This window comes from Stenotrophomonas sp. HMWF003 (assembly GCF_003061285.1).
In the GTDB taxonomy this organism is placed as follows: domain Bacteria; phylum Pseudomonadota; class Gammaproteobacteria; order Xanthomonadales; family Xanthomonadaceae; genus Stenotrophomonas; species Stenotrophomonas maltophilia_AP.
On the sequence record NZ_QAIW01000090.1, the window covers coordinates 1 to 12,794 of the forward strand.

Sequence of the window (12,794 nt, forward strand, 5' to 3'; positions counted from 1 at the left end):
CCTGGAAAAGGGCCGCCTGGTGATCTTCGCCGCCGGCGTCGGCAGCCCGTTCTTCACCACCGATTCGGGCGCTGCCCTGCGCGCCATCGAGATCGGCGCGGACCTGCTGCTGAAGGCCACCAAGGTCGACGGCGTGTACGACAAGGACCCCAACAAGTACAGCGACGCGGTCCGCTTCGACAGCCTGACCTACGACGAAGTGATCCGCCGCGGCCTGGAAGTGATGGACACCGCCGCCTTCGCCCTGGCGCGCGACAGCGACCTGCCGCTGCGCGTGTTCGACATGGGCCAGCCGGGCGAACTGCTGAAGATCCTGCACGGCGACAACATCGGCACCCTGGTGCGCGGTCGCGACCAGGCTGCCTGAACGACGCAGTCATCCCGGCTGTCGGCCTGCGGCCGACCCCGCCGGGCACGCTGAGCTGCGGGTGCCGGCCGACGGCCGGCCCCGATAAGGCGGGCCACCCCCATATTCGCCTATAATCGTCCGATTACCAGTTACATCCAGGATTCGGGCGATGCTCAACGATATCAAGCAGGACGCGCAGACGCGCATGGCCAAGAGCATCGATGCTCTGAAGCACACCCTGACCTCCATCCGCACCGGCCGCGCCTCGCCGGCGCTGCTGGACCGCATCACGGTCAAGGCGTACGGCACCGACACCCCGCTGAACCAGGTCGCCTCGATCAGCGTGTCCGAAGGCCATTCCCTGGTCATCACCCTGTTCGACAAGGGCATGATCAAGGACGTCGAGAAGGCCATCTACGCCTCCGACCTCGGCCTGACCCCCAACGTGGCCGGCACCGTGATCCGCCTCAACCTGCCGCCGCCGACCGAAGAACGTCGCCGCGAGCTGGGCAAGCAGGTGCAGAAGGAAGGCGAAGGCGCCAAGATCGCCATCCGCAACATCCGCCAGGACGCCAACAAGGCCATCGCCAGCCTGATCAAGGACAAGGCGATCAGCGAAGACGACAAGAAGCGCGGCGAAGACGACATCCAGAAGCTGACCGACAAGTCGATCAAGGACGTCGATAGTGTCGTGGCTGAAAAAGAAAAGGAACTGATGGCGGTCTGAGCCCCATGTCCCAGGCCCCGACCTCCAGCACCCCTGCGGCCATCCCGCGCCACGTTGCCATCATCATGGATGGCAACGGGCGGTGGGCGCAGAAGCGGCGCCGCCCGCGCCTGATCGGCCATCGGGCCGGTGCGCGCGCGGTCAACCGCACCATCGATTTCTGCCTGGAACGCGGCATCGCCGCGTTGACCCTGTTTGCCTTCTCCAGTGAGAACTGGGGCCGGCCAACCGACGAGGTCGACGCGCTGATGAAGCTGTTCCTCAATGCGCTCGACCGTGAAGTGGACGAGCTGCATCGGCGTGGCGTGCGCGTGCGCTTCATCGGCGAACGCGAACGCTTCGGCGCCGGGCTGGTCAGCCGCATGCAGCTGGCCGAACAGCGCACCGCCGACAACCGCGCCATGACCCTGAACATCGCCGCCAGCTATGGTGGTCGCCAGGACATCGCCCGCGCCGCGCGCGAGCTGGCCGCAGAGGTGGCCGCCGGGCGCCTGGTGCCCGAACAGATCGACGAAGCGATGTTGTCCAGCCGGGTCGCGCTGGCCGACCTGCCACCGCCGGACCTGTTCATCCGTACCGGCGGCGACACCCGTATCAGCAATTTCCTGCTGTGGCAGCTGGCGTATACCGAATTGTGGTTCACCGACGTGCTGTGGCCCGAGTTCGACGCCGCCGTCCTGCAGCAGGCGCTCGACGCCTATGCCGCCCGTGAACGCCGCTTCGGCCTGACCAGCGCCCAGATCGCCGCCCTGGCCACCGAGACGTCCACCCCATGACCAAGACCCGAGTCATCGCCGCGCTGATCATGGCGCCGGTCGCCATCGCGGCCATCCTGCTGCTGCCCACCCAGTGGCTGGCCGCCGCCGCCGCCGCCGTGTTCCTGATCGGCCTGTGGGAATGGCTGAAGCTGGCCGACGTGGACGACACCCTCGCCCGCACCGTGCTGCTGGTGCTGAACCTGCTGCTGATGGTGCTGATGGTGTGGGCCGGCGACGGCTCGCTGGTGCTGTACCAGATCGCCGCACTGGTCGGCATCGGCTGGTGGCTGATGGCGCTGCTGTGGCTGCGCTTCTTCACCTTCGGCGCCAGCCCGAGCAGCCCCGCGCGTGCGCTGAAGCTGCTGGCCGGCACCCTGGCCATCGTGCCGGCGTGGGCCTCGCTGGTGCTGATCCATGCCAGCGGCAGCAACGGCCACCTGTGGCTGCTGACGGCACTGGCCGTGGTCTGGGCGGCCGATTCGGGCGCCTACTTCGCCGGTCGCACCTTCGGCCGCACCAAGCTGGCCCCGCGGATCAGCCCCAACAAGACCTGGGAAGGCCTGGGCGGCGGCATGGTGGCCGGGTTGGCGGTCGCGCTCGGCTTCGGCTACATGGCCGGCATCGACAACGCCCACGTGCTGGGCCTGGTCATCACCGCCGTGGTGACCGTGTTCGCCTCGGTACTGGGTGACCTGTACGAGAGCCTGATCAAGCGCCACGCCGGCGCCAAGGACTCGGGCCACATCATTCCCGGCCACGGTGGCGTGCTGGATCGCATCGACGGCGTGCTCGCCGCCCTGCCCGTGTTCGCACTGGGCAAGGAAATCTTCGGATTCTGAACATGGTCAGCGTTACCGCTCCCCGCCGGGTCGCCGTGTTCGGCGCCACCGGCTCGATCGGCGCATCGGCGCTGGATGTGATCGCGCGTCATCCCGACCGCTACCGCGCCAGCGTGCTGGCGGCCGGGCGCCAGGTGGAGGCGCTGGTGGCGCTGTGCGTGCAGCATCGACCCGATCATGCCGTGATCGCCGACGACGCCCTGTTCGCCGCGCTGCGTGACGGCCTGCGCGACGCCGGGCTGCCCACCCAGGCCCACGCCGGCGCCGCCGCGCTGGACCAGCTGGCCGCCAGTGCCGAATGCGACACCCTGGTCGCTGCCATCGTGGGCGCCGCCGGGCTGTCCTCGACCCTGGCCGCCGCTGCGGCGGGCAAGCGCATCCTGCTGGCCAACAAGGAATCGCTGGTGCTGGCCGGCGAGCTGCTGATGCGCCAGGCCGCGTCCGCCGGGGCCGAAATCATTCCGATCGACAGCGAACACAGCGCGATCTTCCAGTGCCTGCGCTCGCGCGATGCCAGTCTGGAAGGCGCCGGCGTCCGCCGGATCCTGCTGACCGCCTCGGGCGGCCCGTTCCGTGGGCGCAGCCGCGCCGAGCTGGGCCAGGTCACCCCGGCGCAGGCCGTGGCGCACCCGAAATGGTCGATGGGACCGAAGATCTCGGTCGATTCGGCGACGTTGATGAACAAGGGCCTGGAAGTCATCGAGGCCCACCACCTGTTCGGCGTGCCGGGCGAGCGCATCGAGGTGCTGGTGCACCCGCAGAGCCTGGTGCATTCGCTGGTCGAGTTCGTCGACGGCTCCACCCTGGCCCAGATGGGCCTGCCGGACATGCGCACCACCCTGGCCGTGGGCCTGGGCTGGCCGCAGCGGATCGAATCCGGGGTCGGCGGGCTGGATCTGCTGGCCCAGGGCCGGCTGGATTTCGAGGCGCCCGACAACGACGCCTTCCCCTGCCTGGGCCTGGCCTGGCAGGCCATGGCCGCCGGCGGTACCGCACCGGCCATCCTCAATGCCGCCAATGAAGTGGCTGTTTCAGCATTTCTTCAGGGAAAAGTCGCTTTCCTTGCCATTCCGGCGCTGGTGGCTAACGCTCTGTCAACATTGTCGGTCGAGTCCGCCGATACACTGGCGGTCCTGCTGGCTGCCGACCAGCGCGCCCGCCTGATCACCCAAGCCGCCATCGACCACGCCTGAATGCCCTTCCCGCCCTTCTCCAGTGCCGTCCACCATGGCTGAATTCATCGGATCTGTCTGGTGGATGATCGTCAGCCTCGGCGTGCTGGTGACGTTCCATGAATTCGGCCACTACTGGGTGGCGCGCCGCTGTGGGGTGAAGGTGCTGCGGTTCTCGGTCGGCTTCGGCCGCCCGCTGTGGATGCGGCGCAACCGCGCCGGCACCGAGTTCGCCATCGCGGCCATCCCGCTCGGCGGCTACGTGAAGATGCTCGACGAACGCGAAGTCGAGGTGCATCCGCACGAGCGTAACCAGGCCTTCAACCACAAGAGCGTGTGGCAGCGCATCGCGATCGTGGCCGCCGGCCCGGCCGCCAACCTGCTGCTGTGCATCGCCCTGCTGTGGGCGATGTTCGTGCTGGGCAAGCAGGATTACTCCCCCACCATCGGCCGCACCAGCGGCATGGCGCAGGCCGCCGGGCTGCAGTCGGGCGACCGGCTGATCAGCGTGGACGCGCGCAGCGTGGTGACCGCCGGCCAGGCCAGCATGGCGCTGACCACCGCCGCCATGGACCGCCACGACGCGCGCCTGGAAGTGCTGGACGCGCAGGACCGGGTACAGACCCGGGTGCTGCCGCTGTCGCAGCTGCCGCAAGGCTTCGACGAGCGTCGGGTGCCGGTGCTGGCCGGGCTGACCTGGCAGTTCTGGCTGCAGCCGGCACTGGTCGAAAAAGTCGTGCCCGACTCGGCCGCCCAGGGCGTACTGCTGCCGGGCGACCTGATCGTGGCCGTGGACGGCCAGCGCATCGACGCCATCGACCAGGTGTTCACCGAAATCCACACCCTGGGCAAGCGCGGCGGCCCGGGCATGATCGAAGTACTGCGCGGCGGCGAGCGGCTGGCGCTGGAGATCACCCCGCGCCAGGGCAAGGACGGCCATGGCCAGCCCACCTGGCAGATCGGGATCGGTTTTGCCCAGTCCAGCGCGCCGGCCTACGACGCCGAGCTCAAGTACGGGCCCTTGGCGGCCCTGCCGGTCGCCCTGCGTGAAACCGCGCGGATGGCCGGTGATTCGCTGGGCATGATGCGCCGCATCGTCACCGGCAGCGCCTCGCTGCAGAACATTTCCGGCCCGGTCACCATTGCCCGCGTGGCCAATGTGTCGGCCCAGCGGGGGTTGGACTGGTTCCTGTTCTTCCTGGCCCTGCTGTCGCTGAGCCTGTGCATCATCAACCTGTTGCCCATCCCCATCTTGGACGGCGGGCACCTGCTGTATTACCTTATTGAGTTGGTCAAGGGCAGCCCGCTGAGCGAGCGCGCCATGGCTGCCGGCCAGTACGTCGGGCTGGCGCTGCTGGCCGGGCTGATGGGGTTGGCGTTCTACAACGACATCCTCGGCCTGGCCGCGCGATGAACTTTTTCCCTTTTGTCGTCGTCTTATGCGCCGGCATCCCGCAACATTGCATTCGACTCCAACCGGACGTGACATGACGCGACTCCCCAATCGCCGCCTGCTTGCCCTTGCACTCGCCGCCGGTTTCGGCGCGCCCGCCCTGGCCCAGGCAGCCGAGCCCTTCACCGTCAGCGACATCCGTGTCGATGGTCTGCAGCGCATCACCTCCGGTACCGTGTTCACCTACCTGCCGGTGGAACGTGGCGAAACCCTGACCGACAACAAGGTCGGCGAGAGCATCCGTGCGCTGTACAAGACCGGCTTCTTCGAAGACGTGCAGCTGGATCGCCAGGGCGACATCCTGGTGGTCACGGTCAAGGAGCGCCCGGCGATCAACAAGTTGACCGTCACCGGCAACAAGGACATCAAGAGCGACCAGCTGCTCAAGGGCCTGAGCGACATCGGCCTGACCGAGGGCGGCACCTTCGACCGCCTGAGCCTGGACCGCGTGACCCAGGAACTTCGCCGCCAGTACAACGACCGCGGCAAATACAACGTGGACATCACCCCCACGGTGAGCCCGCTGGACCGCAACCGCGTGGACATCACCATCGCGATCAAGGAAGGCAAGGCGGCCAAGATCCAGCACGTCAACCTGGTGGGCACCGAGAAGTTCGCCTCCGAAGACATCCTGGAAACCTGGGAGTCCAAGGAGCACAACTGGGCCTCGTGGTACCGCCGCGATGACCAGTACTCCAAGGAAAAACTGTCCGGCGACCTGGAAAAGCTCAATTCCTGGTACCTCGACCGCGGCTACGTGGACTTCAGCATCGATTCCACCCAGGTCTCGATCAGCCCCGACAAGCGCGACATGTTCATCACCGCCGGCGTGACCGAAGGTGAGCAGTACAAGATCTCCGAGATCAAGGTCACCGGCGACACCATCCTGCCGCAGGAAGATGTCGAGCGCATGGTGATCCAGAAGTCCGGCGACACGTTCTCGCGTGCGCTGCTGGAATTCAGCTCGGACGCGATCACCAACTCGCTGTCCAACATCGGCTACGCCTTCGCCAAGGTCAACCCGATCCCGACCAGCAACCGCGCCGACCGTACCGTGGCGATCAACATGCAGGTCGTGCCGGGCCCTCGCGTGCAGGTGCGTCGCATCACCTTCAAGGGCAACACCCGCACCTCCGACGAAGTGCTGCGTCGTGAAATGCGCCAGTTCGAAAACAGCTGGTACTCGCAGGCCGCGATCGATCGTTCCAAGATCCGCCTGCAGCGCCTGGGCTACTTCGAATCGGTCGACGTCGAGACCCCGCCGGTCACCGGCAGCAACGACCAGGTCGACGTGGTCTACAACGTCAAGGAAACCACGTCGGGCAGCTTCGTGTTCGGCCTGGGCTATTCGCAGTCCTACGGCATGACCACCTCGGTGCAGCTGTCGCAGAACAACTTCCTCGGCGGCGGCAACCGCGTGTCGGTCGAAGCCTCGCGCAGCAGCTACCTGCAGCGTTACGGCTTCAGCTACACCAACCCGTACTTCACCGATGACGGCGTGTCGCTGGGCTACAACCTGTCCTGGCGCGAACTGGATTACTCCGACTTCAACACCGCCCAGTACAACAGCACCAACCGTTCGGCGCAGATGGTGTTCGGCGTGCCGATCACCGAGAACGACACGGTCTCGCTGATGGTCGGTATCGACAGCAACCAGATCAACACCTACCAGGGCTCGACGCCGCAGTCGATCATCGACTACATCAATGCGATCGGCACCAAGACGTTCCACTCCTGGCGCACCGAACTGGGCTGGGCCCGCGATACCCGCAACGATTACTTCATGCCCACCCGCGGTACCTACCAGCGTGTCGGCCTGGAAACCACCCTGCCGGGTTCGACGATCGAGTACTACAAGCTGAACTACCAGTTCTCCAAGTACTGGCCGATCATTCCGTCGCTGGTCATCAACACCCGTGCCGAAATCGGCTACGGCGACAGCTATGGCAAGGACATCACGCGCGACCTCTGCTACACCGCACCGACCGCGGCCAACCCGAACCCGACCCAGACGGTGAACTGCAACTCCGCCTCGGCAGATTACGTGAAGACCGTGACCGCCACCGGCCTGCCGTTCTACGAGAACTTCTACGCCGGCGGTACCAACTCGGTGCGCGGCTTCGAGGACAACACCCTCGGCCCGCGTGAAGTCACCTCCGGCTACCCGGACGGCCAGCCGTTGGGTGGTTCGCTGAAGACCGTCGGTTCGGTCGAAGCCTACTTCCCGCGCCTGTTCGACAGCCCGTCGGCCCGTATCTCGGCCTTCGTGGACTTCGGCAACGTGTACAACGGCAGCAAGAACTTCAAGGCCAACGAACTGCGCGTGTCCACCGGTGTGGCCCTGCTGTGGCGCGCCCCGGTCGGCCCGATCTCGATCAGCTATGCGTTCCCGCTGAAGAAGGAAGACGGCGACGAGATCGAGCGTCTGCAGTTCACGTTCGGCGGCCAGTTCTGATCGACGAAGGGCCTTTCCACCAGATGCGCTACGACACGCCGGGCTTTGCCCGGCGTTTTCGTTCGTGGGGATTGGCCACTGGCCGGCTGCGTGGAAGGGCGGGAGTGCCGTGCCGACCAACGATCGGCGCCTGCCATCCCATGGGGTGGGATGTGCCGGGGAGCCGGTCAGCCGGCCAGCGGCCGGCACTACCCGCTGCGTTGGCAGGGCGTCCGCCGGGAGGCATGCCCCGCCCCGCATGACCGAACCTGCGCCACACGGTAAACTTCCGCCGTGAATACTCCTACCTACACCGCCCAGCAACTCGCCGAGCAGTTCGGCCTGCAGGTCCATGGCGACGGCAGCACCGCCATCCATGGCGTGGCCACGCTTGCCCATGCCGGCCCTGGCCAGCTCACCTTCCTTGCCAACCCGCGCTACCGGGCCCAGCTGGCCGACAGCCAGGCCGGCATCGTGGTGCTGCGCGCCGAGGACGCCGAGGCCGCCCCCGGCAGCGCCCTGATCGCCAAGGACCCGTACACCACCTTCGCCAAGATCGGCGCGCTGTTCGACATCGCCCCCGCGCGACCGGCCGGCATCCATCCCAGCGCCGTCATCGACCCCACCGCCCAGGTTGCCGCCAGCGCCCACATCGGCCCGTTCGTCAGCATCGGCGCCGGCAGCGTCGTCGGCGAGAACTGCATCATCGGCACCGGCAGCATCATCGGTGAGAACTGCACCCTGGACAGCGGCTGCGAACTGATCGCCCGCGTCACCCTGGTCACCCGCGTCAAGCTCGGCAAGCGCGTGCGCATCCATCCCGGTGCCGTCCTCGGTGCCGACGGCTTCGGCCTGGCCATGGACGCCGGCAAGTGGATCAAGGTGCCGCAGCTGGGCGGCGTGCGCATTGGCGACGACTGCGAAATCGGCGCCAACACCTGCGTCGACCGCGGCGCCCTGGAGGACACCATCCTCGACGAGGACGTGCGCCTGGACAACCTGGTGCAGATCGCCCACAACGTCCAGATCGGCGCCCACTCGGCCATCGCCGGCTGCACCGGCATTGCCGGCAGCGCCAAGATCGGCCGCTACTGCCTGCTTGGCGGGCATGTGGGCGTGGTCGGCCACCTCGAAATCTGCGACAAGGTCGTCATCACCGGCAAGTCGGTGGTGCGCAACTCCATCCACGAGCCGGGTGAGTATTCCTCCGGCACCCCATTGACCGACAACCGCACGTGGCGCAAGAACGCCGCGCGCTTCAAGCAGCTCGATACGCTCGCACGCCGGGTCCTCGCTGCTGGCAAGGAGAAAGAATGAACGACACGCTGCAGCTTCCGATCGACATCACCCAGATCCAGGAGCTGATCCCCCACCGCTACCCGTTCCTGCTGGTGGACAGGGTCGTCGAACTCGACGTCGAGACCAAGCAGATCGTGTGCCAGAAGAACGTCAGCTACAACGAGCCGTACTTCCAGGGCCACTTCCCGGGTCGCCCGATCATGCCCGGCGTGCTGATCATCGAAGCGCTGGCCCAGGCCGGCGGCGTCATGACCCAGCTGACCCTGGGGCGTGACGCGCAGTCCAAGCTGTTCTACATGGTCAAGGTCGAAAACGCCCGTTTCAACAAGCAGGTGGTCCCCGGCGACGTGCTCATGCTGCATGTGCAGATGAAGCGCCTGATCCGCAACATGGGCTGGTACTACGGCGAAGCCCGGGTCAACGGCGAAGTCGTGGCCAGCGCGGAAGTCATGTGCGCCGGCGCCAAGGGCTGAGCCACCACGGAGGCAGGAATGACTGACAACGCACCACGGATCCATCCCACGGCAGTGATCGAGGAAGGCGCGCGCCTGGCCGACGACGTGCAGGTCGGCGCCTTCACCCTGATCGGTGCCGATGTCGAGATCGGCGCCGGCACCGTGATCGGTCCGCACTGCTCGATCCACGGCCCGACCCGCATCGGCCGCAACAACCGCTTCATCGGCCACGCCGCGATCGGCGGCGAACCGCAGGACAAGAAGTACCGCGCCGAACGCACCGAACTGGTGATCGGCGACGGCAACGTCATCCGCGAGTTCGTCACCATCAACCGCGGCACCGAAGGCGGCGGTGGCATCACCACCGTCGGCGACGACAACTGGATGCTGGCCTACACCCACGTGGCCCACGACTGCCACGTCGGCAGCCACTGCGTGTTCTCCAACAACACCACGCTGGCCGGCCACGTGAGCGTGGGCGACTACGTGATCATCAGCGGCTTCGCCGGCGCGCACCAGTTCTGCCGGATCGGTGCGCACGCCTTCCTGGGCATGGGCGCGCTGACCAATGGCGACGTGCCGCCGTTCACCATGGTGGGCAGCGACTCGCTGGGTCGCCCGCGCGGCATCAACAGCGAAGGGCTCAAGCGTCGTGGTTTCGACGCCGAGCGCATCGCCAGCATCAAGCGCGCCTACCGCACCCTGTACGTGGCCGGCCTGCCGCTGGCCGAGGCCAAGGTGCAGCTGGCCGAACAGGCCGCGCACAGCGCCGACGTCAAGGACCTGCTGGACTTCATCGAGCACGCCGAGAGGCCGCTGCTGCGATGACGGCCTCTGGCGGGCACACTCCAGCGGGCACCACCGCCCAGGTCATTGAACTGGCGGCGGTGATCGGCGCGCTGGACAACGCGGCCGCGGCGACCACGTCGAACCGGCCCGTGCGGATCGCGCTGGTGGCCGGCGAGGCCTCCGGCGACCTGCTCGGTGCCGGGTTGGTGCGCGAACTGAAGGCGCGCTTCCCGCAGGCCGAGTTCGCCGGTATCGGCGGTGACGCGATGCGCAGCGCCGGCTGCCAGACCTGGTTCGACGCCAGCGAACTGGCAGTGATGGGGCTGACCGAGATCCTGCGCCACCTGCCCCGGCTGCTGAAACTGCGCGGCGAGTTCCGTCGCCGCGCACTGGAGTGGCAGCCGGACGTGTTCATCGGCATCGACGCACCCGATTTCAACCTGGGCGTGGAGCGCTGGCTGAAGGAACGCGGCGTCACCACGGTGCACTACGTGAGCCCGTCGGTGTGGGCCTGGCGCGAGAAGCGCGCCGAGAAGATCGGGGCCAGCGCCGACCTGGTGCTGTGCCTGTTCCCGATGGAACCGCCGATCTACGCCAGGCACGGCATCGATGCACGCTTCGTGGGCCACCCGATGGCCGACGATATTCCGCTGCACAGCGACCGCGACCAGGCGCGCATGGCGCTGGGCCTGCCATCGAATGCGAAGGTGCTGGCCGTGCTGCCGGGCAGCCGCCTGGGCGAGATCGGCAAGCTGGGCGAAGCCTTCTTCGAAGCCGCCTGGCAGGTCTCCGAACGCATTCCGGGCCTGCACGTGGTGGTGCCGGCCGCCAACCCGGCCTGCCGCCAGTTGATCAGCGAGCAGTTGTCGCGCTCGGCGTTGCCGATGGCGTACTCGCACTTGCTCGATGGTGACGCACGCAACGCGATGATCGCCGCCGACGTGGTGGTGCTGGCGTCGGGCACGGCGACGCTGGAAACGATGCTGGTGAAGCGGCCGATGGTGGTGGGCTACCGGGTGGCCGAGCTGACCTACCGGATCGTGAAGGCGCTGGGGCTGATCAAGGTGGACCGGTTCGCGCTGCCGAACATTCTGGCGGGCAAGGACCTGGCACCGGAGTTGATCCAGCACGACTGCGTGCCGGACAAACTGGCCGCAGCGATTCTGCAGTGGTTCGATCATCCGCAGCGCGCGATCGACCTGCAGGACACCTACCAGCAGCTGCACCTGCAACTGCGCCAGGATGCGTCGGCGCGTGCGGCCGACGCGGTGGCCGAGCTGCTGGCGCGCAAGGCGACGGCATGAGCCGGCGGCACGCGGCAGCCGCGTCGATGGCGCTGTTCGACGGGGCCGCGCTGGCGACGGTGGCACCGCGTTACGTGGCCGGGGTGGACGAGGCCGGTCGCGGTCCGTTGGCCGGGCCGGTGGCGGTGGCGGCGGTGGTGTTCTGCCCGGACCGGCCGCGGTTGAACGGGCTGGACGATTCCAAGCAATTGACGGCGCTGCGCCGTGACCAGCTGTTCGACAAGATCCAGGACCGTGCGCTGGCCTTCCACGTGGTGATGGTGGAGGTGGGCGAGATCGATGCGCTGAACATCTACCAGGCGACGATGCTGGGGATGCGGCGCGCGGTGGAGGGGGTGTCCCACGTGGCGCAGTTCGCGCGGATCGACGGCAACGTGGTGCCGAAGGGGCTGCCCTGTCCGGCGCAGGCGCTGGTGGGCGGGGACGCGCTGGACCGGGCAATCATGGCGGCGTCGATTCTGGCCAAGGTGACGCGCGATCGGTTCATGCTGGCGCTGCACGAGGAGCACCCGGAATACGGGTTCGATCAGCACAAGGGCTACGGGACGCCGGCCCATCTGGCCGCCCTGCGCAATCACGGGCCCTGCCCCCAGCATCGCCGCAGCTTTGCGCCGGTTCGCGCTTGTTTTGAGGTGGTGTAGGTTTTTTTCATGCTGCGCATGGCCGAGGCGGGAGCCGGAGCCAGAGCCAGAGCAACTTCCAGAGCCAGAGCCGGAGCCACTGCAACAGCCGGGGGCCGGTTGCTCACTGTTGGGGCGGTACGGTTGGGTTGGCGGGACACGCCGCAAGTACGTCCCTGTAGGCTCGTTCGCGCCATCCATGGCGCTCTACGGTCCCGCCAACCCAACCGTATCGCCCCTCGACAGACTACCGGTGGCCTGGGTGACAGCGGCTTTTTAGCTTCGGTCGGGATCTCTGTGGATCCTGGAATCGCGGCTCCGGCGTCGGACTCGAAGATTCGTTGTTGCGGTAATTGGGAGTTAGGGATATTGGGTTTGGTCGTAGGTGCCGAGCGTTGCTCGGCACTAACCCCACCCCCAATCGACCACCTAAACGCCTTGGCTCTTGCCTTGGCCTTGGCCCTGCTCCGTTTCCCCCATGAGCACAGATGCACTATCGGGGGTGGGGGAGGTAGGGTTGCGGGACCGTAGAGCGCCATGGATGGCGCGAACGAGCCTACAGGGACGTACTTGCGGCGTGTCCCGCGACCCTGCC

11 protein-coding genes and 1 pseudogene are annotated in these 12,794 nt (G+C 67.1%); all 12 read left to right on the forward strand.

Translation table 11 applies throughout. From position 1 onward, the window contains the following. Positions 1 to 367, forward strand: a pseudogene (locus tag DBR34_RS03615) (uridine monophosphate kinase); the annotation flags it as partial. 151 nt (positions 368 to 518) lie between these two features. Beyond that, positions 519 to 1,076: a ribosome recycling factor gene (gene frr / locus DBR34_RS03620; RefSeq protein ID WP_128095742.1), complete on the forward strand. Its 558-nt coding sequence runs from the start codon at positions 519 to 521 to the stop codon at positions 1,074 to 1,076. 5 nt (positions 1,077 to 1,081) lie between these two features. Then, the gene (gene uppS / locus DBR34_RS03625) at positions 1,082 to 1,852 is read left to right on the forward strand and encodes a polyprenyl diphosphate synthase (protein WP_128095743.1); all 771 of its coding nucleotides are present in this window, start codon (positions 1,082 to 1,084) and stop codon (positions 1,850 to 1,852) included. Continuing rightward, positions 1,849 to 2,673, forward strand: a complete 825-nt coding sequence (locus tag DBR34_RS03630; protein ID WP_128095744.1) for a phosphatidate cytidylyltransferase — start codon at positions 1,849 to 1,851, stop codon at positions 2,671 to 2,673. Before uppS ends, DBR34_RS03630 begins: the two co-directional genes overlap by 4 nt. A gap of 2 nt (positions 2,674 to 2,675) precedes the next feature. Further along, entirely contained in the window at positions 2,676 to 3,866 is a 1,191-nt protein-coding gene (gene dxr, locus DBR34_RS03635; RefSeq protein ID WP_128095745.1) for a 1-deoxy-D-xylulose-5-phosphate reductoisomerase, read from the forward strand. Positions 3,867 to 3,900: 34 nt separating this feature from the next. After that, positions 3,901 to 5,259, forward strand: coding sequence for an RIP metalloprotease RseP (gene rseP, locus DBR34_RS03640; RefSeq protein WP_128095746.1), 1,359 nt, complete (start codon positions 3,901 to 3,903; stop codon positions 5,257 to 5,259). A gap of 73 nt (positions 5,260 to 5,332) precedes the next feature. Continuing rightward, the gene (gene bamA, locus DBR34_RS03645) at positions 5,333 to 7,753 is read left to right on the forward strand and encodes an outer membrane protein assembly factor BamA (RefSeq protein WP_128095747.1); all 2,421 of its coding nucleotides are present in this window, start codon (positions 5,333 to 5,335) and stop codon (positions 7,751 to 7,753) included. Between the two features lie 273 nt (positions 7,754 to 8,026). Beyond that, positions 8,027 to 9,049, forward strand: a complete 1,023-nt coding sequence (lpxD, locus tag DBR34_RS03650) for a UDP-3-O-(3-hydroxymyristoyl)glucosamine N-acyltransferase (RefSeq protein ID WP_128095748.1) — start codon at positions 8,027 to 8,029, stop codon at positions 9,047 to 9,049. After that, positions 9,046 to 9,504, forward strand: coding sequence for a 3-hydroxyacyl-ACP dehydratase FabZ (gene fabZ, locus DBR34_RS03655; RefSeq protein ID WP_038689474.1), 459 nt, complete (start codon positions 9,046 to 9,048; stop codon positions 9,502 to 9,504). Before lpxD ends, fabZ begins: the two co-directional genes overlap by 4 nt. An 18-nt stretch (positions 9,505 to 9,522) precedes the next feature. Next, a complete protein-coding gene (gene lpxA / locus DBR34_RS03660; RefSeq protein WP_038689477.1) occupies positions 9,523 to 10,314 on the forward strand; it encodes an acyl-ACP--UDP-N-acetylglucosamine O-acyltransferase in 792 nt (263 codons plus the stop codon). Then, positions 10,311 to 11,579, forward strand: a complete 1,269-nt coding sequence (gene lpxB, locus DBR34_RS03665; protein WP_128095749.1) for a lipid-A-disaccharide synthase — start codon at positions 10,311 to 10,313, stop codon at positions 11,577 to 11,579. Before lpxA ends, lpxB begins: the two co-directional genes overlap by 4 nt. Continuing rightward, on the forward strand, positions 11,576 to 12,220 hold the full coding sequence (locus tag DBR34_RS03670; RefSeq protein ID WP_128095750.1) for a ribonuclease HII: 645 nt from the start codon (positions 11,576 to 11,578) through the stop codon (positions 12,218 to 12,220). The genes lpxB and DBR34_RS03670 overlap by 4 nt, the downstream gene beginning before the upstream one ends. The last annotated feature ends 574 nt before the right edge of the window (positions 12,221 to 12,794 follow it).

What these genes read in the sequence shown, in the direction of transcription:
- lpxA (WP_038689477.1), top strand. Translation starts at nt 9,523, where the DNA reads ATGACTGACAACGCACCACGGATCCATCCCACGGCAGTGATCGAGGAA.
- DBR34_RS03630 (WP_128095744.1), top strand. Translation starts at nt 1,849, where the DNA reads ATGACCAAGACCCGAGTCATCGCCGCGCTGATCATGGCGCCGGTCGCC.
- uppS (WP_128095743.1), top strand. Translation starts at nt 1,082, where the DNA reads ATGTCCCAGGCCCCGACCTCCAGCACCCCTGCGGCCATCCCGCGCCAC.
- bamA (WP_128095747.1), top strand. Translation starts at nt 5,333, where the DNA reads ATGACGCGACTCCCCAATCGCCGCCTGCTTGCCCTTGCACTCGCCGCC.
- lpxB (WP_128095749.1), top strand. Translation starts at nt 10,311, where the DNA reads ATGACGGCCTCTGGCGGGCACACTCCAGCGGGCACCACCGCCCAGGTC.
- DBR34_RS03670 (WP_128095750.1), top strand. Translation starts at nt 11,576, where the DNA reads ATGAGCCGGCGGCACGCGGCAGCCGCGTCGATGGCGCTGTTCGACGGG.
- frr (WP_128095742.1), top strand. Translation starts at nt 519, where the DNA reads ATGCTCAACGATATCAAGCAGGACGCGCAGACGCGCATGGCCAAGAGC.
- dxr (WP_128095745.1), top strand. Translation starts at nt 2,676, where the DNA reads ATGGTCAGCGTTACCGCTCCCCGCCGGGTCGCCGTGTTCGGCGCCACC.
- fabZ (WP_038689474.1), top strand. Translation starts at nt 9,046, where the DNA reads ATGAACGACACGCTGCAGCTTCCGATCGACATCACCCAGATCCAGGAG.
- rseP (WP_128095746.1), top strand. Translation starts at nt 3,901, where the DNA reads ATGGCTGAATTCATCGGATCTGTCTGGTGGATGATCGTCAGCCTCGGC.